Origin of the sequence: Pseudoalteromonas aquimarina (assembly GCF_049257255.1) — a bacterium.
GTDB lineage: Bacteria > Pseudomonadota > Gammaproteobacteria > Enterobacterales > Alteromonadaceae > Pseudoalteromonas.
Window position 1 is genome coordinate 270,231 of record NZ_JBMMUG010000002.1, and the last position, 22,989, is coordinate 293,219.

Sequence of the window (22,989 nt, forward strand, 5' to 3'; positions counted from 1 at the left end):
GCTGGATTCAATACTTCTAAATAAATAGGGTTCAAAATCAAAACGCCGATTTTACCCTTAATTTGGGTTAATCACCATTAATTTGCGTGATTGGTAAGCTGATTGGGTGGATTTTTTTTATTTTTATACGATTTTTTAACCCTTTTTGCTTTGCTTTTGCTAATAAAAAACCAACATACCCGCCAAATATGGCAAACAAAACCTGCCAAAGTTCAGCCAATACAAATACGTTTGCAGCCACAATTGTAAATATCAGAGCAAGTAACAGTGGCACCATATAGGTTAAAAGCGACATTTTAATGACATGGGAGTCATCTAAGGCTAAATCTACTTTTTGACCGATTTCTAGCGGTGTTTCACTTTCAATGGTCAATTCTGAACGTTTATTAGCAAACAACTTGGCAAATGTAAGAGAGCCGCACTTACCATCACATCCGCTACATGCTTGTGGTTTTGGAAGTGCAAACGTGACCAAAGTATTGTCTACTTTGGCCACGGTAAAGGTTTTTTCGATCATGCTATTGAGCGCGCTGGACTGATTCTGCCACTAGTTTAGCAGTCATTGGCGGCAGTTGGCCAATTACAGAGACTTCGTAACCCGCTGCTTGATGAATAAATACCGTTGTTGCGCCAGCTGAAAGCGCTTTGCTGCGGCTATTACTCGCAAGCGGTCTTTGTATAAATACGGATACTTCAATCAAGCCATCACTGTAAAGATAGTAATCCGCTAATTCACCGTTTAAGTTTAACGTCTGACGCTCTGATTTAATCAATGCAAAACCTGCTGGCATCGCTTCAATCTGCCAAGTTTCAATGCTGTTATCGTCTGATGCTGCGGCTACAGGTGATGGTAAATTTTGCTGGCTCATTTCGATAAGTTCAACACTTGGCTGTTCACTGAAACTTACGTTGGTCATTTGAAGCTGTTCAACGATTTCACCTGTTGCTGAAACATATGCGGTTTTTAACGGCAATTTTGATTGGCCATCTAACCAAAGCCAGTAGTTAAATTTACTTTGATCTTTCGATTCTATTCTTACCAATTGAGCAACACGACCAGAAATACGTGATTTACCACCCAATGCAAAATGATAATGAGGCTCTAAATCAGCAATGTTATTAAAAATAATGCTTGGAATAGGCCCAGCAAGTGATGAACTGTACAACGAGTAAGGGGTATTTTGTGGTTCAAAATAAGTTACAACATTATCAATGCGTAACATTTCGACTCCTGCACCGTCAAGCAAACTTAAATGCTCTAACTCTTTACCATTGTAGTTAGCATGTCGCCATGCATAAGGTTCAATATTATTGCGCCCTTTAACTACAACAAATGAGGCGGTGAAGTTACTTTTTTGGACCGTTTCGGCCATATCTAATAATAGCTGCTTGGCTTCATTAGGTTCAGAAGCAAAGCTTGGCAACGCAACTACAAGCCAAGCTAAGACAACGAATATTCGCATCGACTAGTTGTTCTCCGAATCGTCTTCTTTTGCTTTTTCAGCTTGTGCAATACGTGATTGACGTTGATGTTCCATAAGAAGAGCACCTAAGCGCTTTTCTTCTAGCTCTTTTAGCCCTTTTTGCGCTGTTTCAAGCGCAGGCTCTGTAGAGTAACTCACTGGAGTTGCTGTGCCGCCGAAAGGCATAGTTTCGAGATTTTGTAATTGTGGTGCAGGGTTCAAAATATCAGCATCTTGCTGAGGCATCGTCTGAACACCAATAACCGCAACAGCCGCTACACTGGCAGCAATTGCTAATTGGGCAAATGGCTTCTTCCAATTTGATAGCACAGTGGCACTTGAATTATTTACCGCGGCAATATCTTCAACGATAGGTGCTTGGCTGTATGTTTCTTCTTGTTCTAGTGCCAACGCGACTTGATCTGCGATATCGATTTGAATTAGCGCTTTACCTTCGCCGCGCATAACATCACCAATCAGTGAATAGCGCGATGCAGCGTGCTCTAATTCGTCCCCCAAATGTCGGCTTTCAAAACTGTGTTCGTTATCAAACACTGCCGATATTTGTTCTTTTCGTTTCTCATTCAAATTAGTCATATAAGCGACCTATGCATTATTTAATATTGGATCAAGTCGGTTGTCGATTGCCTCGCGAGCACGGAAAATCCGCGATCTAACTGTTCCTACTGGACAGTCCATTATTATGGCAATGTCTTCGTAACTTAACCCCTCTAATTCGCGTAATGTAATAGCTGTTTTAAGATCATCCGGTAAACCATCAATTGTCTTAAAAATTACCTGCTTTATTTCATCACTTAGCAATAAATTCTCTGGTGTCGAGTTACTTCTCAGTGCATCAGCACCATCATAAAACTCTGCATCGTCTGCATCTACATCATTAGCAGGGGGACGACGACCTTGAGAAACCAAATGATTTTTAGCACAGTTAACAGCAATACGGTAAAGCCATGTGTAAAAAGCACTGTCACCTCTAAAACCGGGTAACGCTCTATATGCTTTTATAAACGCTTCTTGTGCAATATCAGCAACATCTCCATGGTTAGAGACGTAACGTCCAATTAAGTTCGCAACTTTGTTCTGATATTTTTTAACTAACACATTAAACGCGTTTTTATCACCTTGCTGAACTTTTCTTACTAGCGCTAAATCCAAATCCTGCTCGCTCATTCGAGCCGGTACTCCTCTTATTTATTATCTTTCTCTAGTTCCCGAGAATAAATTCACTATTTAGGACTCTAGGGTTTTGAAAAAGTTCGATACATTTTGTAAAAAACTTAATTAACTGACTTTAACACCTTTTCTAAAGCAAAATTAGCACAAAATTAACTTAACGCTATAAATCGCGGCCTTTTAACCATTTCCTGCATACTATGTGCGACTTTAGTCTTTTTATCATTGTCGTAATTGGTGTTAATATAGCGCCCATAACTCAATAGCATTGTAAAGTGATACTTGTATGACAAATACACCACAATTAACAACTGATGTTGTTATCGTAGGTAGTGGTGCAGCAGGCTTAACCCTAGCGCTGACTCTCGCTAACCATTGCCACGTCACTGTGTTAAGCAAGGGACCATTAACCGAAGGTTCTACTATGTATGCCCAAGGTGGCATCGCTGCTGTATTTGATAAAGAAGATAGTATTGAATCTCATGTTGAAGATACACTCGCTGCTGGCGGTGGTTTGTGTGACCGTGATGCGGTTCACTACACTGCTAGCAATGCAAAAACCTGTATGAAGTGGTTGATCGAACAAGGTGTGCCATTTGATATGGACAAAAGTGCACTAGGTAAAGAGCGTTACCACTTAACACGTGAAGGCGGCCACAGCCATCGCCGCATTTTGCATGCAGCAGATGCTACGGGAAAAGCTGTGCAAACCACGTTGATTGACCGAGTAAAAGAGCATCAAAATATTCAACTACTTGAACGTTATAATGCAATCGACTTAATCACTGATGAAAAGTTAGGCCATCAAGGAAAGCGTTGCCATGGCTTATATGTGTGGAATCGCACAACTGAACAAGTTGAGATTATAAATGCACGTTTCATTGCGCTCGCAACAGGCGGGGCAAGTAAAGTGTACCTTTACACATCTAACCCTGATGTCTCAAGTGGTGATGGTATCGCTATGGCATGGCGTGCAGGTTGCCGTGTTGCCAATATGGAATTTAATCAATTCCATCCAACCAGCTTATATCATCCTGAATTACAGAATTTTCTAATCACCGAAGCAATGCGTGGTGAAGGTGCGTATTTAAAACGCCCTGATGGCTCACGTTTTATGCCTGACTTTGATGAACGCGCTGAACTTGCTCCGCGTGATGTGGTTGCCCGTGCCATCGATTATGAAATGAAGCGCCTTGGCGCCAACTGTGTTTACCTCGATATCAGCCACAAAGATAAAAACTTTATTATCGACCACTTCCCTACTATTTATGCAAAATGTTTGAGCGTAGGGTTGGATATTACCAAAGAAGCTATTCCTGTAGTGCCTGCGGCACATTATACCTGTGGTGGTGTAATGACTGATTTTAATGGTAAAACCGATTTAGATAATTTATACGCGATTGGTGAAGTTGCCTACACAGGCCTTCACGGTGCAAACCGTATGGCGAGTAACTCATTATTAGAATGCATTGTGTTTGCTCAAGCTGCAGCCAAAGACATTATTGCTCAATTAGCGCAATCTCACACTCCAGCAACAATACCAAATTGGGATGAAAGCCGCGTTACAAATTCTGATGAAGAAATTGTAATCACCCATAATTGGCATGAACTACGTTTGTTTATGTGGGATTACGTTGGCATTGTTCGCACCACTAAACGGTTAGAGCGAGCTTTGCGTCGTGTTGAATTATTACAACAAGAAATTGATGAGTACTACACTAATTTCAGAGTTAGCAATAACTTGCTGGAATTGCGTAACCTAGTACAAGTATCAGAGCTAATTATTCGCAGTGCACTTGAGCGGAAAGAAAGCCGGGGGCTGCATTACACGCTTGATTACCCCGAGCCAAAAGCAAATCCAAAACCGACAATTTTACATAAACACTAGTCGGGTTACTGCTTTTGATAAACGGCTCTTAAGAGCCGTTTTTTGTCTCTTTTTGAAAGTGAACTTAGCATAATAAACTGGTTTTTATTACTTGGTTTATGTTTAAACTTTAGCAACACAAACCAAGCGGTAACGATACTAAATGGGCTTATTTCACCAATCAGTTTACCGCTCGATTCACTTAGCATTGCACGCTTTTCATCTAACAATAAATAGCTATCACTTACCAACATTTTATTGAGTTTGTAAAAACAATAATAACTAAGAAAGAGTAAAAAGGTAGTAACACATATAACTGCAAAGAGATTTTCTGCAGGCAATAGTGCAATGGTAAAAATAGGAAGGTTAATGCCGATGTAAACACTCGGCATTATTTTTGATTCGCCAACGTATATTCTATACTCGGACACGATTTAAAATAGTATTAACCATGTACTTTAACTCAGCGTCTTTACACTCTTCATGACCCATAAACCATGCAAACAGATCGGGATCGTCGGCGGTCAGTAAACGCTGAAAAATCGCTTTGTCGTTGTCACTTAACGCATCAAAGGCTTCATCAACAAATGGTCTCAGTAAAACATCCAGTTCCAACATACCACGGCGACATGCCCAACGTAATTTAGCCTTACTATCTAAATTGCTCATTTCATACCTCGTTAATTAGCGCTAGCTAATAGTAGCAAAAGCTAAGCATGCAATCATCAGGAATCTAAGTTAAAATCAACGCATTAATTTATAGTGATATGTCAATTATGGTATTAGCAAATCGTATAGCTGAAAAAATTGTTGTAATAAGTGGTCAAGACAGAAAGTCTTATCTCCATGGTCAAGTAACTCAAGACCTTAATTTACTTAATGAAAGTACGTTTTTATGGTCAGGTCACTGTAACGCCAAAGGCAAACTATGGTCAGTACATAAGCTTATCGCAAGCGATGAAAGCTACTTATTACTTGCAAGTGAAAGTGAAGCAAATCAAAGCTTTAGTGAGCTTAAAAAATACGGCGTATTTTCAAAAGCTGAATTTGAGCTAAGCGAGACATTGCACACCATTGGCCTTATCGCACAAAGCACCAGTGAAATTGAGTCCCTACTGTCTATTTCATTTGGCGAACGTAATTTAGTCAGCTTTGACTTAGGCTATGCACTACAATTAGCAAACGGCCTTGTTGAGCTTGTTATCGCTGAAGACAAACTTGCAGCACTTGAAAGTAAAATCACTATCGAAGCCCATGAAAATGATTGGCTTGCGGCCACAATTAAAGCAGGTTTACCACGTTTAAGCGCAGAAACGCTAGACGAATTTGTACCACAAATGGTAAATCTTCAAGCAATTGGAGGCATTAGCTTTAATAAAGGTTGTTACACCGGGCAAGAAACCGTAGCTCGCATGAAGTACCTAGGCAAAAACAAACGTGCCATGTACAGCTTATTTGCTAAAGAGCAAACGATTGAAAGTGCCAGTGAAGTTGAAATTCAACTGGGCGAAAACTGGCGAAGAGCCGGTAAAATTACCAATATTGCGGTAACCGCAGAAGGCACGTTTGTGCAGGCAGTGTTACCAAACGATACATCTGAGCAAGCTCAGTTACGAATAAAAGATCTCGAAGAGTCTCACCTTTGCGTGACACCTCTTCCATACACACTTGAAGATTAGGTTAGATATGAAAATTGCACAGCAAAAAGTGGTAAAACTACATTATTCAGTAATGGATAAAGACAACAATGCAATCGATAGCTCATTTGATAACGAGCCGCTTGAATTTATTGTTGGCTCAGGTTTTTTAATTCCAGGCCTTGAAGATGCGCTAATTGATAAGCAAGCTGGCGATACATTCACAGTAGCAGTAGCTGCAAAAGATGGCTACGGTGAACGTCATGATGGCCTAATGCAAGCAGTGCCAAGATCAATGTTTGAAGGCATGGACATCGAAGTAGGTATGCAATTTCGTGCAACCACTGATGAAGGCGAGCAAACAGTTGTAATTATCGACATTCAAGACGAAGATGTCGTTGTCGATGGTAATCACCCTCTATCAGGTATTGATTTAACATTTGATGTTGAAGTACTAGAAGTACGCGATGCAACTGAAGAAGAGCTAGCTCACGGCCATGTGCACGGTGCTGGCGGTTGCGGTTCACACCATGATCACGTTCATGACGAAAACGGTGGCTGCTGTTAATTAAGCAGTAATTTACATAAAAAAATAGCGCTATTAAGCGCTATTTTTTTGTTTATCTAAAGCAGCAATTAAGCCAGCTTGATCGTTTGTTCCAAGGCGTATTTTAGTGTCATCTTGTAATACTAACTCTACCGCCTTAAAACCATGGGCAGAATACACAAAACCATCATGACTGATGCGAAGGCCTATGCCATGACGCCAAGAATTTGTAACTGCTTGATACGAAACAATGTCAGATAGCGGCAAGTTTTGACCAAACCAGCCAAAAGCAAAGCCCCATTTAATCGTGTTATCTTTCACTGTTACCGTCATGCCATGAAATAACAAAGCAACTAACAGCACAAACCCTGCAAATAATAGTAAGCCCATAATTGGCCCAACTAAATAAACGGCTAATAAGGTGAATGAGAAAATCCACGACATTAAAAATAAAATAGCCCAAGCCATTTGCTTATGTGAATACATTAAGATGTTTCCCAATTAATTGAAGCTAAAAACAAAAGTAGCACTTGTTTCAGCATCATAATTTCGCTTACCTGCTTCTGGCAGGGTGTTGTAACGATAAAGGTAAGAAAATTTTAAACTCAGTGCACCACTGATTTGACTAACCAATGATGTTTCGGACTTAATACGCGAATTTAAACCACTTAGCGAATGCTCGGCACTGATATCTTGGTTAAAACGAGTACGTTTACTAACAATGCGCTCCCATTGCAGCGCAAGCCTTAGCAAATAACCTAAATTAGATTCTTTCGATTCGGTTACTTGGTAATTCATACCTGGCCCAATATCCAAATCAATACTGTCTTTCTTGGTTTCTAAAAAACGCCAGCCATAACCAGTTGCAAAACTCGCCTGTTTTTCAATACCGCTAAATTTATCAAATTCGTAGTCACCATATAAAAATAGTGAGGTATTCTTATCTTCAAGTAAGTAGTTACTTTGTAATGAAGAAAAATAACGCGCTGCAGACAGCCCTTTACCATCTTCATTTTCTTTTTTAACTAAGGAGTCAAACTTCAGCTGATTTCGCCAGTTATTTAGGTCTTGCATTAGGTTGGTTTTTAGCTTTGCACTGGATGTATTGGTGTTTCCGGTGGTAACAATAAAGCCCAACTCTAAATCACCGAACAACAAGCGGCCTTTGTTTTCTTCGTATCTGTCATCAACAGGTGTTTCACCATAAATAGCAAAATCTTCGAACGGATCGGCTGCTATTACCTCAAAACAAAAACACATACACAAAAAAACTAACCAGCGCATTACAAACTACTTCAAACCTCTATTCGTAAATGAAAACCTAGCTTAACTAAATCAATTCAAAAAATCCGCGCAAAAAATGTAATTTTGCTAACAAATTTTTTAAATCTTACCGAGTGACTGAATTATTTCCAAAGCACGTGAACAAACGGCGCTGCTTTGTCACGACTTATCAAAATACGTGCAAACAGCACATCTTGATTTTCAAACTCTAATCCAACCAGCACTTGCACATAAAGCTCTGGTTCAATTTCAAATTCAGTAAATTCATGCCAAGATTCATCTGGCTCACTCTCTTCGATAAAACCTAAGTCTTCACGGTATTGGTTAAATTCAACAATATCCTGCTCAGAAAGGTTGTCAGGTGCCAGCTCTAAAAACACCTCATAAGCGTGGTTAGTGGCTTCTTCAATGGTCCACAAATGATCTTCTTGTGTCATAACTATGCTCAAATTTTTTTTCTAATTATATCAAAACAAAAAAGGCAAAGAAGTCCCTCTTTGCCTTATATTTTTGTGATTTTAACTAGCAGACTACTCGCTTGCGAGCTTGGCCTTTACTTTTTCACGCATTGTTTGAATTAACGCATAGAAAATCGGGATAAGCAGCGTACCGAAAATCGTTGCAGCCAACATACCCGCAAGTACTGTTAAACCTAAGCTTACTCGACTACCAGCGCCTGCACCGGTTGCAAATACCAAGGGTAAAACACCGAGCACAAATGAGAATGCCGTCATGAGTACCGCTCTAAAACGCAGCCTTGCTGCATTAAGCGCAGAATCGAATATGCTATGCCCTGCAGCACGTTGCTCCATCGCAAATTCAACAATCAAAATTGCCGTTTTGGTGGAAAGACCAATCAGCAATATTAAACCCACTTGGGCATAAATATTGTTAGCCATTCCAACAGCATAAAGTGCAGCCATCGCACCAAAAATTGCGAGCGGTACAGCAGCAATTACTGAGAACGGAATCGTCCAGCTTTCATATTGCGCCACTAAGAATAAGTAAACAAAGATAATCGCTAAACCGAAAAGTAACGGTGCTAAGTTACCAGCTTGAATTTCTTGTTTAGTTTGTCCAGCCCAATCGTAGATATAACCTGTTGGTAACTGTGCTGACAGCTCTTGCATTACTTTAATCGCCTCACCACTTGAGTAACCAGGAGCAGGTTGACCTGTAATACTCGCACTGCGATATAGATTAAAGTGGTTAATGCTGGTTGGGCCTAAAATTGGCTCAAGGCTGGCAAGCGTGGTTAATGGTACCATTTCACCATTACTGGCGCGCACATAGTAATTATTCAAATCAGATGGATCTTTACGATATTCCGTTTCCGCTTGAATAACCACCTGATAAGTACGACCAAACTGGTTAAAGTCATTAATATATAACGAGCCTAATTGCGCTTGAAGCGTAACAAACACATCACTTAGTGCAACTCCTTGCGCCTTTGCTTTATCACGGTCAATTTCTAAAAAGTACTGTGGTACATTGGCACGGAACGTACTAAATACACGGCTTAACTCTGGGCGTTGGTTAGCTTCATAAATTAAACCATTCATTACCTGTGCCAGTTCATTTGGGTCACGCCCTTCGCTATCAAGTAATCTAAATTCAAAACCTGAACTCGTACCTAACCCTGGAATTGGCGGTGGGTTAAAGACAAAAATCTGTGCATCAGGCATCGCAAATAACTGCCCCATTAAACGCGGAATAATCTGCCTTAAACCAAGTTCTGGCGCTGTACGCTCTTCCCAGTCTTTTAAGATAATAATACCTAAACCATTATTTGAGCCTGGGCCACCTAATAGCGAACTGCCCGATACTGAAATAAAATCAGTGACTGCTGGGTCTGCCAAAATAACTTCATTGATTTTCGCCATTACCTCAGCGGTACGGCCACTTGCAGCTGCATCTGGCAATTGCACATCAACAAATAAATAACCTTGGTCTTCAGCAGGAACGAAAGCTGTAGGAACCGCTTTTGTTAGCCAACCCGTAGCGGCAAAAAGCAATACAGTTACAACACCCACACGCGCAGAACGTTTTAATAACCAATTTACACTAGATGAATATTTTGCAGTTGATGATTCAATGCCACGTTCAACAGGTGCAAGCCATTTCACTGGCTTCATTGCCTTTTCACTTAATAGCAAAGTACAAAGCGCGGGGCTTAATGTTAGTGCATTAATCGACGAAATTAATACAGCAAATGAAATTGTCACCGAGAACTGCTTATAAAGCTCACCGGTAATGCCCGGCATAAAACCAACCGGTACAAATACCGCTAAAAGAACTAACGTGGTCGCCACAATTGGCCCTGACACTTGTTCCATTGCCTTGGTTACCGCCTCTTTAATCGGCAATTTCTCTTCTTTTAAAATACGCTCAACGTTTTCAATAACAACAATCGCATCATCAACCACGATACCGATTGCCAGTACAAGGCCAAATAAAGTAATGGTGTTAATTGAGTAACCCATCAACATCATAAAGGCAAACGTACCTACCAACGATACTGGAATAGCCACAGAAGGAATAAGCGTTGCACGCCAGTTTTGTAAAAATAAGAACACCACTAAAATTACCAACGCAACCGCTTGGTAAAGGGTAATTACTACTTCATCAATTGAGCGGTTAATAAACTCGGTAGTGTCGTAAGGAATACTGTAATGAAGGCCATCAGGGAAACGCTCAGCAAGAATCTCCATTTCTTTTTTTACATTCGCTGCCACTTCGGTCGCATTGGCATCAGGTAATTGGTAAATAACCAAAAACGCCGTATCGTTGCCGTTTAATTTTGCTGTAAAACCATAAATTTTAGAGCCTAATTCAATGCGGCCGATATCTGATAAACGAACAAAGTTACCTTCGGTGGTAGCTCGGATAATGGTATCGCCAAATTCATCCGGTGTTTTTAAACGTCCGCGCGCTTGAATCGAGTATTCAAATTGCTGATTTTTGGGAGCAGGGCTTGCACCTAATTTACCCGCGGCAACAATTAAGTTTTGCTCTTTTAGTGCATTTTGCACATCCGATACAGCCACCCCAAGCGACGCCATTTTATTTGGGTTTAGCCAAATACGCATTGAGTAAGTTTTTTCCCCCATCACTTCAGCATTAGCAACACCTGGAATACGACCTAGCGGCTCGGTTAAGTAGTTGGTTGCATAATTACTTAAGAAAATATCGTCGAGGTTTTCTTGTGAACTATAAAGTGTTACACCCAAGAGCATATTGCTTGACTGTTTTCGCACCACAACACCTTGACGCTTAACTTCTTCAGGTAACCCCGCCTCAGCTAATGCTACGCGGTTTTGTACGTTAACCTGCGCCATATCATCGTCAGTACCTACTTTAAAGTACACAGTGATCGTTGCTGTACCATTATTGGCGGCTGTAGATTCGATGTAGAGCATATCTTCCACACCATTGATTTGCTCTTCAATGGGCCGGATCACCGACTCCTCTACAACTTGCGCACTTGCACCAGGATAAACTGCCGTTACCTGAATTTGCGGTGGCGTGATCTCTGGGTACATGTTTACAGGTAGCAGGTATAACGAAATTAAACCCGCAAGCGTTATAACAATCGAAATAACCAGCGCAAATTTAGGCCGATTAATAAACGTTTTACTAATCATTTATCTCACCTACTCTGCGCTGTTTGTGATAACACCAGTTACCGCATCTACATTTTTATCAACTGGGTTTACTTCAACGCCAGGGCGCACTTTTTGTAGGCCTTCAATAATAATCTTCTCGCCGGCTTCAATGCCTGAATTTACTACCCACATGGCATTAACACGACGACCTAAATCAACATGACGGGTAGTAACTTTATTATTGCTATCTACAACCAATACAAACTTACCTTGCTGATTTTCTTGTACTGCAGCCTGTGGCACTAACGCCATTTGCGATTTATTTTTACTTTCAGCAATCAGTTTTACAAATAAGCCAGGTAACACAATGCCATTTGGATTAGGGAAAGTCGCTCGAAGCTCAACAGTACCTGTATTACTGTCAATTTTAGTATCAGCAAAATCGAGCATGCCCGCTTCTGCGTATTCAGTGTTATTTGGTAAGCGAATTTTTAAATCAATCGGTACTTGATCAGGGCTTTTTATACTGTGATGTTCCTGCAAGTAAGTGGTGTAAAGCGCCTCTTCAACCGAGAAGTTTACATAAATTGGGTCAATTGCAGTGATTGTTGCAAGCACACCACTTTGTGGGCTAATAATATTACCCACATCAATGTTCACTCGGCCAATTTGCCCATCAAAAGGCGCACTAATTTCAGTGTAACTTAAATCTAATTTTGCTTTGGTTAAAGCGGCCTCACCGGCCTTAACAGCCGCTTGTGTTTGCGCTGCATTGGTAATCAATTTGTCTAAATCGGATTGCGAAATAAAACCTTGGTCTGCAACTTCTTTACCACGCTTCAAATCACGTGCAGCGCCAGCAGCGCCAGCAATTTTCGATTTAAGGTCGGCATCATATTGTGCCACTAACGCTTGGTATTCACTCGGGTCGATCTTTAGCAATAAATCGTCTTTCTTAACCTTAGAGCCTTCCACAAACTTACGCTCAATCAATTCGCCTTGAACTCGGGTGGTGATTTCTGCTTCTTTAGAAGCCTGGGTACGTGCAGTAAATTCGCGATAAGTACCCACCAAGTCACTGTTTACCGTATAAACAGAAACAGCTGGAGCTGGCGCCTTTTGCACTACTTGCTCTTTACCACACCCCGAAAGTGCTATTGGTCCCAACAAAATACAACTAACAAACAACGCGGACTTAGTCGGGGAACTAATCTTTTTTAATGTGGTTCTTAACATGCAACTCTCCCTCATCACAAATAGAGCAAATTTTTGTTTCCAGCAAACGCGCCGAAATTTCTAATAAAATCTTCTGGTTATCAATCATAATACGACATGGCATTAAATGTAATTTAATATTTAACTAATTTTTAGCAAATAAACACGGGCATATTTTTAATATCTAATATGCTGAATAACGCCGTTATTTTGCAAAGAAAATATGAACCTAGCGTGAAGTATGGCGCTTTACAGCAGCTTTTTTCCACGTTAATCTCAAACACCTAACAGGTCGGATGAGAATAAAAATGAAGCACCTAATCACCTTAAGTATTGATGCAGGAATTGCCACTGTCACCTTTGACCGCGCTGAAAAGCTCAATGCCCTGAGTTTTGATAGTTTTATCCAGCTCGACAGCATTATTAAACAACTTAAAAAAGAAAAGTCATTGCGCTTAGTCATTATTGACGCAAATGGCAGTGATTTTTGTACTGGCCTAGATGTTAAAAGTATCAGTCGCTCTGCACTTACTATGGTTAAGCTATTGTTTAAATGGCTGCCTGGCAATGCAAATTTAGCACAGCGAGTAACACTTGGATGGCAAGAAATAAAAGCGCCGGTCATTTGTAAAATTCATGGCCGTTGTTTTGGTGGCGGTATGCAAATAGCCTTAGGTGCCGACTTTCGCCTTGCCAGTAAAGATGCTCAGCTTTCAATTATGGAAACGCGCTGGGGACTGACACCTGATATGGCAGGCAGTGTGATATTGCAGGGCTTAATGCCTTACGATCAAGCATTAAAGCTCACTCACCTTGCTAACCCAATTGATGCAAAAACAGCTCTTTCGCTTAATTTAGTTACTGAGGTCTGTGATGATTTAGACAAACGCTGCGAACAACTTAAAGATGCACTCTTAAAAAAATCACCAGATGCCCTAGCTGCTAACAAACGTACGTATCAAAAGCATATGTTAGTTAATCGCCGTAAATTACTGGCCGCAGAAACACTGAATCAAATTAAAATTTTACGCGGTAAAAATGTAAAGCGTGCAATAAACAATCGATTAAAAGACGAATCAAAACCCTTCTTCGACTCTGCAAACTGGTAACGACTAAAGACCAGTAGATCTGGCATAAAGCTGTGGTAGGCTAGCAATATGAAATATATTTTTAGTCTGATTATTTTACTCTCAGCCCTTGGAATTGCCCACGGGCTGCTGTTTTTGCTTGATTTTAAATTTCCGCCTGCGGTGCTCGCTATGGGGGTATTATTACTTGCGCTCAAATTAAATATAGTGTCGCTGAAAAAGTGTGAAGTCGTGGGTAATCTATTACTTAAATATTTTCCGCTTTTTTTCATTCCTGCAGGGGTCGGTATCATTCAGCATTTAGACCTAATAAAAGAAAACCTATTTTTAATTATTTTCTCGGTACTTGCTGCCACCATAGGTACTTTGTTTATTGTTGGGAAAGTAGCAAGTTTACTTTTTGCAGCTAACGATAAGGAACAATCATGAGCTTACTTTTGATTGTTTTCTCGCCAATATGTTTTTTTGTCTTTAAATGGCTTCAAACTCATTATCTTAAGCACAGTTTATGTAATCCCATTTTGTTAAGTATTTCGCTGATAAGTTTAGTACTGATATGGGGGGATATTAGTTATACACAGTTTGCTGAGGTAAATACCCCGTTTTTCTGGCTATTAGATTTAGCCATTGTGGCGCTTGCAATTCCACTTTACAAAGAGTCACGTACCATCAAAAAAGCAACATGGCGTTACATTCTATGCAGTGTTATTGGCGTTGCAAGCTCATCCATCATTGCAATGTTAACAGCATATAGCTTTGGCGCGAGTGAGCAACTGGTTGTCAGTCTTGCTCCTAATGCGGTTACCACCCCCATCGCAATTGAAGTAAGTGAGCAACTTGCTGGTATTAGTGCACTTTCGGCTGTTGTGGTTATTTGCGTTGGTATTTTTGGTGCAGTGATCGGTTTACCTTTGCTTCGCTTTTTTGGTGTAAAGCATGTTCCAAGTCAAGGACTCGCTCTCGGCGCGGCCTGCCATGCGGTTGGTACAGCAAGGGCAATTGAAGTTGATGAGCGCATGGGGGCATTTGCATCGATTAGCTTAGTATTAAGCGCCATATTGACGCCATTGCTATTACCTGTAATCTATACCCTATTAAGTCTCATATTTACAACCTAACTTAACGGTAAATAAATGTTACTAAAACGGATTTTATTAATAGGAGTGGTGCTTGTGATGGCGGGATGCGCAACACATATGAAGCCGAATCCCGGCGAAAAAAGCTATGCTATGCCACCTGCAAACTCCGGCAAGTTAGCAAACTTCGTAACCGAACTTACAACCCAAAATAAAAATAAAACAGGCGTTTTTACCTTAGGGCAAGGCGTTGATGCGTTCATGTCACGCGTCAGCCTTATTAATGCAGCCAGTAGTAGCATTGATTTACAATATTACATTTATAACAAAGACATTACAGGCAACCAAATAAACTACTCTTTGTATTTAGCTGCGGAACGCGGAGTACGTGTTCGCATTTTACTGGATGATTTAAAAGCGCCTGACTCCAACCCACAGTTACAAATTTTGAATCAACATAAAAACGTTGAAATCAAACTATTTAACCCCTTACCTAATCGCAGTAACAAAGCGCTTGGGATCCTATCCGATTTTTCACGGTTAAATAGCCGTATGCATAATAAATCACTCACCGTCGACAGCCTTTCTTCGGTGATTGGTGGTCGCAATATTGGCGATGAATATTTTAGTGCCAGCCATGAGGTAGAGTTCGGTGATTTTGATTTGCTATTAATTGGCGATGCCGTTGGCGATATTAATCGCCAGTTTGATGAATACTGGAACAGTGAATACAGCTATCCGCTTTCTGTGTTCCACCCAAAACTTTATTCAGATGAAGAGACCATTGAAATTTTAACTAAATGGGATCTTGAAGTTAGCGAAGCTGCACAAGCAGAGCAAGAATATGTAAACGCGCTTAATAACTCACAATTTATCGAATACATTACTGAAGGCGCATTACCTTGGTCATGGGGCAACGCAAAAGTGCTTTACGACCCACCAAATAAAATTAGCGCCAATGGGGTTACAAGCCCATTACTGGATGATTTAGCCAGCACATTTGCTGATACGAAGCACCACCTTTATATTATTTCTCCTTACTTTGTGCCAGGCAAAGCAGGCACGGCCTATCTTAAAAAGATGGTTGAGCGTGGAGTTAAGGTTACGGTGCTGACAAATTCTCTTGCCGCGACCGATGTAGTCGCTGTGCATTCTGGTTACGCACCATATCGTAAAGCGCTGCTAAACGCGGGAGTGACTCTGTATGAATCCAAAGTAATGCCCAACTTTAAACCCACAGCATGGCGAGGCTCAACACAAGCCAGCCTTCATGCAAAATCCATTATTTTCGACAGTAAACATATTTTTGTCGGTTCGCTTAATCTCGATCCTCGTTCAATGTTTATCAATACCGAAATTGGTGTTTTGTTTGAAAATGAAGAGCTCACAGGCAAGGTTGTTGATACACTTAAAACAGCAATTTCAAATTCGGCTTACCAAGTAAAGTTAGAAGATGGTGAGCTGCTTTGGTATGACATGGCAAGCCAAAATGTCTATACCAAAGAACCCGATGCCAGCATCTGGCGTAAAATTGGTGCATGGTTCTTTCGTGTATTACCCATTGAAGACCAACTGTAATCACATCGTGAAAGTTGACTTTCGAGACGACTGGTCTAATAATACCCACAAAGTGTGTACGTAAAAAATTAACCCAAATATGAATAAGCCAGATACCAAAGAAGCGATTTTGGCGGCAGGTCATGCGCTGATTATCGAAAAAAGTTACAACGGATGTGGCTTAAAAGAAATCCTAGATAAGGCTGGAGTGCCTAAAGGGTCATTTTATCATTACTTTAAGTCTAAAGAAGACTTTGGTTTAGCGTTAATTGAACGCGCCCAAGATCAAACTCACGACTTTATGCGTGAATTTCTTCGCGACCGCAAATACTCGCCTCTGCAGCGGATAAATAACTGGTTCAAACGCATTCAACAGTTTCACGAAGAAGAAGGCATTGACTGCGAATGTCTTGTACCAAAATTAATTCTGGAACAATCACAACTCAGTGAAAATATGCGTGGCGGCATTAAGTGTGCGCAAGATTTAATGCACAGCATGATGGCGCAAACAATTAGAGAAGCCCAGCAAGAAGGCGAAGTAAACGAAAAACTCGACCCACATAAAATTGCAGCATTCTTGTTTAATGCCAGCCATGGCGCTGCAATACAAATGCAAGTAGAGCGCTCAACAGAGCCTTACGATAATTTTGTCGATATTATTTTTGAAACAATTTTAGTGCCTTAATTGGCACTTTCACCTTGAAAACCCACCACTCTAGACCAATCGGTCTAAAAAATACTTTTTAAATATAAATAAAAAATTCAATCACTTAAATAAATTCATCTTACCAAGAATAGCATTCAGCCGAAATTCATCTTGCAACAATTGCCATTATAAAAGACAATAAACTAGACGACTGGTCTACTAAATTGGAAATACGATGACTTCTCCACGCTCATTTAAACAAATTGGACTTTTATTAAGTCTTTTGTTTTTGGTGTTTCATGCTAATGCACAAGTGGTGCGTTTTAGTGAAGCAACCGAACAACAATTACAACCACGCAAACGTGTCGTTGGCACCTTAAAAGCCTTTAATCAAGCCAATGTCGCTTCTGTTGAATCAGGTAAGGTTGTTAATGTACTGGTTAACGAAGGCGATATTGTGACAAAAGGTGCTGTTTTAGCACATTTAGACACCCGCCGACTTGATGCTGAAAAGCAGCGTTTGCAAGCGGAGAAAATGCTTGCTGAGGCGAATTTATCGTTAGCAAAAGCAGAGTTTACGCAAGCCGAAGAAGATTATTTAGCGTATAAACAATCAGCACAAAAAAGCGCCGTATCAAAACAGCGTCTAAATCAAAGTAAAACACAAACAATCGCTAATCAAGCCCGTGTGATAGCTGCAACGCAAGCAATTGAAGCGTTAAATGCTCAGCTCGACGCTTTACAAGTTCGCATTGATGATATGTCAATCCGTGCTCCGTTCGATGGTCAAGTTACGAGTCGACTCGCAGAGCTTGGGCAGTGGTTAGGCAGTGGCGATCATGCTTTTACACTTACCTCACTAAATAAATTAGAAGCTTGGTTAGATGTACCTGAGCGATTTGCTTTCTTAGCCAGTAAAGCTCCCTCTGAAATTGCTCTGCAAATTGGAGATGAACTTGTACAAGCGCATAATATTAAAGTACTTAATAGCGTTGATGAGCGAGCGCGTACTTTCCGCGTTATTGGGCAAGTTAATGGTAATGGCTTAATGCCAGGAATGTCAGTAAGTGCATGGTTACCAGAAGGTGAAAGCAAAACAACGCTGACAGTACCGAAAGACGCACTGGTAAATCGCGGCGGCAACTACTTAGTTTATAAAATAATTGTGCAAGGCGATAAGCAAATTGCGCAGCCTGTATCTGTCAATGTGCAATTTCATCAAGGTGATAAAGTGGCTATTTTCGCTCCGCAATTAGCACCAAATGACAAGGTGATCACCGAAGGCAATGAACGATTAATGCCAGGCCCTGTGGTTGCTGTAGCCGATGTCTCAAATGGCAATCAACAACATTTAAAGTAGGCACGATATGAAGATTGTAGAAAGTGCGGTTAAACAACCCATAAGTGTTATCGTCGCTGTTATTTTATCAGTATTAGCGGGTATTTTAGCTTTTACACAAGTTCCAGTACAAATGACGCCATCGGTTGATTCTGTGGTAGTTAGCGTGCGTACCTTTTGGGAAAACGCCAGCCCTGAAGAAATCGAATCAGACGTTGTTATCGAACAGGAAAAAGTGCTGTCTGATGTCAATGGCTTAGTGTCGTTAACCAGTATTAGCCAAACGTCTGCAGCGCAGCTGCGTTTAGAGTTTGAAACTGGCACTGATATTAAACAAGCACAAGCAGAAGTTGTACAAAAACTTAATGAAGTTCCCGCCTACCCTATGGGCGTATCGGAACCGACAGTTGAAGGCGTTGACCCGATGTCGGTAGACTACATTGCCTGGGTTGGCCTTGCTGCAACCGACCCGAGTTTTGACAACACTACCCTATATGATTTTATGGAGCGCCGATTACGTCCACGCCTTGAAAACATCAAAGGTATTTCAAAAGTAGGCATTTTAGGTGCTCGTGAGCAAGAGCTGCAAATTCAAATTGACCCGATCAAACTTGCTAATTTTGGCATTACTTACAGCCAACTAGTCGACGCCATACAAATTACCAATAGCAACTACTCTGGTGGCAGGCTACCCGATGGTAAAAATGATATTCGTGTGCGTGCAATGGGGCGTTTTAGCGATGTAGCAACTATTGAAAATATTGTGATCCGCAAAGATAGCCGCGGCCCGGTATATGTTAAAGACATTGCGACAGTAAAACTCGACTACAAAGATATGCGTGATTGGGTGCGTGCTCGCGGTGTGAAAATGCCATTTTTCAACTTTCAGCTGGCGCATGGTGCAAACTTACTTGAAACCATGAACTCGCTAAAAGCGGAAATAGCAGAGCTTAATAAGCCCGATGGCATGCTTGAGCAACATGCTAAAAAGCTTGGTATCAATGGTACGATTGAGCTAGTTACTACCTGGGACTCATCTAGCTATGTTGAAAACGCCATTGATTTAGTGCAAAGCAATATTATGGTCGGTGGCTTACTTGCCGTTATTACCCTGCTACTATTTTTACGCTCGCTGCGTACTATTGGCGTTATTGCTATCGCGATTCCAATTTCAGTGATTGCATCTGTAGTAATTTTGGTTGCTCTTGGTCGTTCGATTAACATCGTATCGCTTGCGGGCATGGCCTTTGCGGTAGGTATGGTAGTTGATAATGCCATTGTGGTTATCGAAAATATTTTCCGCCATTTAGAAATGGGTAAAAAACCGCTTAAAGCCAGTGTTGAAGGTACGCAAGAGGTTGCAGGCGCAGTGTTTGCGTCTACCATGACAACACTCGTGGTATTTGTGCCAATTTTAACGATTGCCGACAGCGCAGGTCAGCTTTTTCGCGATATATCACTTGCCATCATGGCAGCAGTCTTTATTAGTTTTGTCGTTTCTGTCTTAGTTATTCCAGTAGCGGGTGCTTACTTCTTACGTGCTCGTAGTGACTCTAAACAGGTCAAACTGAAAACGGGTAAACTAGCTGAAATAGAGAAAAAAGCAGCACAACTTCCTAATAAAATTGGCGAACTCTTTATTGCCATTACCAGCACTACCAAACGAAAAGTGACTGTGGTGACTAGCTTTGCCGTTGTGACACTTGTGGGTATTGCATTACTTATTCCACCGCTTGATTACTTACCAAAAGGTAACCGTAATTTTGCCTTTGGTTTTATGGTACCGCCGCCAGGTTATAACCTTGATCAAGTATCTGAAATTGGCGACCGTATTGAAAAAGTACTGCGCCCTGCATGGGAAGTCACTGGCGATAAATACCAAGCTGAAACAGTGATCCGCGGTGGTGAGCCAGACTTAACGCAAAGCGTGCCTGACATTCAATTAATGGATGGCAGTACCATTAAAGCACCAGAAATCGATCACTATTTCTTAGTTGCCATGGACGGTCAAATACTCCATGGCATGATCCCAAAAGAAGCGGATAAAACCATTGATGCAGTCGACTTTTTAAACCAAACATTAATGGGTGTAAACGCGCCTGATGTAATTGGTTTTGCTTTCCAGTTTCCACTTTTTAATACCGGTGGTACAACAGGTAGCGCAATTCAAATCGACTTAGTAGGTGATGACTTAGAGCAAATCACTAATGGTGCAACAGCCTTGCTATTTAAGTTAATCGGCAATTATGGTCCCTACGCAACCATTCCAGAGCCAGCTAACTTTTTACTACCAACGCCAGAGCTATCAATTAAGCCGCTAGATGAACGTTTAGCCGAACTTAACATGACGCGTCGTGATTTAGGCTTGGCCGTGCAAGCAAATGGTGATGGCATTATTATGATGAACAGTTTTGCGGTTGGTGGTGAGTTAAAAGATCTTAAAATCGTAACGAATGCGCAACAAGGTGATTTTCCGATTGATGCACTGATGCAAACACCGCTTGCAACACCGCAAAGTCAGGTAGTAGATTTACAATCTTTGGCACTGGTTGAGCGTACACAAACCGTTGACCAAATTAAGCACGTTTCACGTCAGCGCGCGGTAACATTACAATTTACGCCACCTGCAGGAATGCCGCTTGAGCAAGCCATTGCATCAGTGAATACCTTGGTTAGTGAACTGCGCGGCGCGGGCGCTATTTCACCTGCTGTAGAGGTTAATCTTGCTGGTAGTGCCGGTAAACTGGCAGACCTTAAAAAGTCGTTATTAGGTGATGGCAGTGTTTTTGGCACATTAAGTTCAAGCATGTTTCTAGCAATGTTTGTGGTGTATCTGGTAATGGTTATTTTATTCCAAAACTGGAAATACCCACTTGTTATTATGGTAAGCGTACCGCTTGCAACATTAGGTGGCTTTATGGGACTTGCTGCTGTGCATTGGGCAAGCGTGTTTGACCGTTACACGCCGATACAAAACCTTGATGTATTAACCTTATTAGGCTTTGTTATTCTGGCAGGTGTAGTTGTAAATAATGCAATCTTGATTGTGCACCAAGCGCTTAACAATCTGAAATATAAGGGCTTAAATGCACAACAGGCGATTAAAGAGTCTGTTGAAAGCCGTGTTCGCCCAATTATGATGTCTACACTTACTTCTGTCGGAGGCATGTTACCTCTGGTATTAATGCCAGGTGCTGGTAGTGAGCTATACCGAGGTTTAGGCGGTGTTGTGGTTGGTGGATTAGTGGTTTCAACAATATTCACTTTGATTTTAGTGCCAGTCATATTAAGCTTCTTACTTAAGGATTCTGATGTAAAACAACAATCAGAAGACACCGATTTACGGACAGCCGCTTAGATATGGAAATCTAAATTGATGACTGACCAAAAATCCCAGCTCCGGCTGGGATTTTTTATCTAGTACTCTATTTAATAATTTCAAACACAGTTTATATAACATTTAGCCCGCTAAAATAAGCTGCTATTTAAGTGATTTGTTATAAATCACACTTTCAATTTCATCTGCATGACAATCTTTGTCTATAGTAATTAAGTGGCTTGCTAAAAATAAGCGAACTGATGATAGAAATAGACAGTAAAATACTTAACGATGTTGCAACGGGTTTTACCATTCCTGCTAAACCCGATATCTTGCAAGCCCTGCAAGATGAATTGAGCCAAGAGCCTGAACTGTTTCGCGTTGCCGATATTATTGCGGCAGATGTGGCAACATCCGCTGCAGTACTTAAAATTATCAACAGTCCGTTTTATGGGCTTGCCAGAACCATTAGTGATATTCGTCAAGCTGTAATGTTTTTAGGATTAGAAAACATTACCAACCTAGTGACAGGTTACCTGTTAAAGCAAGCATACGATCAAAGTAAATGTTCGGTGTCATTAAGTCGCTTTTGGGATAATGCCAATGATATCGCCAGTGTTTCTTGCATTATTGCCAAACACCTTAAGTCTCCTTTACCACCAGAGAACTTACATTTAATTGGCCTTTTTCATGACGCAGGTATTCCGGCGATGGCTATTCGCTTTGAAAATTATGCTAATCTTTTACAAGAACACCGAGAAAATGACACAACGCCTTTAATCAATAAAGAAGAAAACCGATTTAAAACCAACCATGCAGTTGTAGGGTATTACCTAGCCACCAGTTGGAATTTACCAAAACAAATCTGCCAATTAATTTTACAACATCACAGTAATGACTTTATCAATAGCTGTAATGACGCATTTGAGCGCAGCTGCTTTGCCTGTTTGCGTCTTGCTGAAAATTTCGTTCATGTTGCAAGGCAATTTCGCCCAGAGCCACAGTGGCACACTATTGAACAAGACGTGTTAGATATACTGCAGTTATACGATGATGATTTCCAAGATTTAAAAGAAGATGTGGATGAATATTTAATTTCTTCTCATTAAAAGTGAATACTTCTTTTTAAAGCCCCTTGAAAACAAAAAACCCAGC

22 protein-coding genes are annotated in these 22,989 nt (G+C 40.9%); 11 read left to right on the top strand and 11 right to left on the bottom strand.

All coding sequences use genetic code 11. From position 1 onward, the window contains the following. Positions 1 to 67 precede the first annotated feature (67 nt). Genes AAEU29_RS06180 through rpoE form a run of 4 tightly spaced genes read right to left on the bottom strand, consistent with a single transcriptional unit; the run spans position 68 to position 2,651 of the window. Positions 68 to 517: a SoxR reducing system RseC family protein gene (locus tag AAEU29_RS06180; protein WP_421972504.1), complete on the bottom strand. Its 450-nt coding sequence runs from the start codon at positions 515 to 517 to the stop codon at positions 68 to 70. 1 nt (position 518) lies between these two features. Further along, positions 519 to 1,463, bottom strand: a complete 945-nt coding sequence (locus tag AAEU29_RS06185) for a MucB/RseB C-terminal domain-containing protein (RefSeq protein WP_421972505.1) — start codon at positions 1,461 to 1,463, stop codon at positions 519 to 521. Positions 1,464 to 1,466: 3 nt separating this feature from the next. Further along, positions 1,467 to 2,060 (bottom strand): sigma-E factor negative regulatory protein, encoded by a 594-nt coding sequence (locus tag AAEU29_RS06190; protein WP_421972506.1) that lies wholly within the window; start codon positions 2,058 to 2,060, stop codon positions 1,467 to 1,469. 9 nt (positions 2,061 to 2,069) lie between these two features. Beyond that, positions 2,070 to 2,651, bottom strand: coding sequence for an RNA polymerase sigma factor RpoE (rpoE, locus tag AAEU29_RS06195; RefSeq protein WP_421972507.1), 582 nt, complete (start codon positions 2,649 to 2,651; stop codon positions 2,070 to 2,072). 289 nt (positions 2,652 to 2,940) lie between these two features. Between rpoE and nadB the strand changes: the two genes are divergently transcribed. Then, positions 2,941 to 4,542: an L-aspartate oxidase gene (gene nadB / locus AAEU29_RS06200; RefSeq protein WP_421972508.1), complete on the top strand. Its 1,602-nt coding sequence runs from the start codon at positions 2,941 to 2,943 to the stop codon at positions 4,540 to 4,542. 5 nt (positions 4,543 to 4,547) lie between these two features. Here nadB and AAEU29_RS06205 read toward each other — a convergent pair whose 3' ends face one another. Beyond that, entirely contained in the window at positions 4,548 to 4,913 is a 366-nt protein-coding gene (locus tag AAEU29_RS06205; RefSeq protein WP_421972509.1) for a hypothetical protein, read from the bottom strand. 25 nt (positions 4,914 to 4,938) lie between these two features. Next, entirely contained in the window at positions 4,939 to 5,190 is a 252-nt protein-coding gene (locus tag AAEU29_RS06210; RefSeq protein WP_421972510.1) for an FAD assembly factor SdhE, read from the bottom strand. Between the two features lie 107 nt (positions 5,191 to 5,297). Here AAEU29_RS06210 and ygfZ point away from each other — a divergent pair, with 107 nt between their 5' ends. Both ygfZ and AAEU29_RS06220 read left to right on the top strand, forming a co-directional pair. Further along, entirely contained in the window at positions 5,298 to 6,200 is a 903-nt protein-coding gene (gene ygfZ, locus AAEU29_RS06215; protein WP_421972511.1) for a tRNA-modifying protein YgfZ, read from the top strand. Positions 6,201 to 6,207: 7 nt separating this feature from the next. Further along, positions 6,208 to 6,726, top strand: coding sequence for an FKBP-type peptidyl-prolyl cis-trans isomerase (locus AAEU29_RS06220; RefSeq protein ID WP_421972512.1), 519 nt, complete (start codon positions 6,208 to 6,210; stop codon positions 6,724 to 6,726). Positions 6,727 to 6,759: 33 nt separating this feature from the next. On the opposite strand, the gene AAEU29_RS06225 is transcribed toward AAEU29_RS06220, so the two are convergent. The 5 genes from AAEU29_RS06225 to AAEU29_RS06245 form a co-directional block, all read right to left on the bottom strand. Further along, complete coding sequence (locus tag AAEU29_RS06225) at positions 6,760 to 7,191, bottom strand: hypothetical protein (RefSeq protein WP_421972513.1); 432 nt, start codon at positions 7,189 to 7,191, stop codon at positions 6,760 to 6,762. Positions 7,192 to 7,206: 15 nt separating this feature from the next. Continuing rightward, positions 7,207 to 7,989 (bottom strand): DUF481 domain-containing protein, encoded by a 783-nt coding sequence (locus AAEU29_RS06230; RefSeq protein WP_421972514.1) that lies wholly within the window; start codon positions 7,987 to 7,989, stop codon positions 7,207 to 7,209. 122 nt (positions 7,990 to 8,111) lie between these two features. Further along, the gene (locus AAEU29_RS06235; protein WP_421972515.1) at positions 8,112 to 8,426 is read right to left on the bottom strand and encodes an HI1450 family dsDNA-mimic protein; all 315 of its coding nucleotides are present in this window, start codon (positions 8,424 to 8,426) and stop codon (positions 8,112 to 8,114) included. Positions 8,427 to 8,519: 93 nt separating this feature from the next. Beyond that, complete coding sequence (locus AAEU29_RS06240) at positions 8,520 to 11,633, bottom strand: efflux RND transporter permease subunit (protein WP_421972516.1); 3,114 nt, start codon at positions 11,631 to 11,633, stop codon at positions 8,520 to 8,522. Between the two features lie 9 nt (positions 11,634 to 11,642). Further along, positions 11,643 to 12,830, bottom strand: coding sequence for an efflux RND transporter periplasmic adaptor subunit (locus AAEU29_RS06245; protein ID WP_372771520.1), 1,188 nt, complete (start codon positions 12,828 to 12,830; stop codon positions 11,643 to 11,645). 287 nt (positions 12,831 to 13,117) lie between these two features. On the opposite strand from AAEU29_RS06245, the gene AAEU29_RS06250 reads away from it, so the two are divergent. From AAEU29_RS06250 to AAEU29_RS06285, 8 genes are all read left to right on the top strand, one after another. After that, positions 13,118 to 13,918: a crotonase/enoyl-CoA hydratase family protein gene (locus AAEU29_RS06250; RefSeq protein WP_421972517.1), complete on the top strand. Its 801-nt coding sequence runs from the start codon at positions 13,118 to 13,120 to the stop codon at positions 13,916 to 13,918. A gap of 48 nt (positions 13,919 to 13,966) precedes the next feature. Beyond that, positions 13,967 to 14,326, top strand: a complete 360-nt coding sequence (locus tag AAEU29_RS06255; protein ID WP_421972518.1) for a CidA/LrgA family protein — start codon at positions 13,967 to 13,969, stop codon at positions 14,324 to 14,326. Further along, on the top strand, positions 14,323 to 15,015 hold the full coding sequence (locus AAEU29_RS06260; protein WP_421972519.1) for an LrgB family protein: 693 nt from the start codon (positions 14,323 to 14,325) through the stop codon (positions 15,013 to 15,015). The genes AAEU29_RS06255 and AAEU29_RS06260 overlap by 4 nt, the downstream gene beginning before the upstream one ends. Before the next feature lie 78 nt (positions 15,016 to 15,093). Next, the gene (locus tag AAEU29_RS06265) at positions 15,094 to 16,551 is read left to right on the top strand and encodes a phospholipase D family protein (protein ID WP_421972520.1); all 1,458 of its coding nucleotides are present in this window, start codon (positions 15,094 to 15,096) and stop codon (positions 16,549 to 16,551) included. 79 nt (positions 16,552 to 16,630) lie between these two features. Beyond that, positions 16,631 to 17,215, top strand: a complete 585-nt coding sequence (locus AAEU29_RS06270; RefSeq protein ID WP_274761073.1) for a TetR/AcrR family transcriptional regulator — start codon at positions 16,631 to 16,633, stop codon at positions 17,213 to 17,215. A 196-nt stretch (positions 17,216 to 17,411) separates the two neighbouring features. Next, positions 17,412 to 18,536 carry an efflux RND transporter periplasmic adaptor subunit gene (locus AAEU29_RS06275; RefSeq protein WP_421972521.1) on the top strand — a complete coding sequence of 375 codons (1,125 nt, stop codon included), beginning with the start codon at positions 17,412 to 17,414 and terminating at the stop codon, positions 18,534 to 18,536. Between the two features lie 7 nt (positions 18,537 to 18,543). After that, the gene (locus AAEU29_RS06280) at positions 18,544 to 21,873 is read left to right on the top strand and encodes an efflux RND transporter permease subunit (RefSeq protein ID WP_421972522.1); all 3,330 of its coding nucleotides are present in this window, start codon (positions 18,544 to 18,546) and stop codon (positions 21,871 to 21,873) included. A gap of 221 nt (positions 21,874 to 22,094) precedes the next feature. Next, on the top strand, positions 22,095 to 22,943 hold the full coding sequence (locus AAEU29_RS06285; RefSeq protein ID WP_421972523.1) for an HDOD domain-containing protein: 849 nt from the start codon (positions 22,095 to 22,097) through the stop codon (positions 22,941 to 22,943). Positions 22,944 to 22,989: the final 46 nt, after the last annotated feature.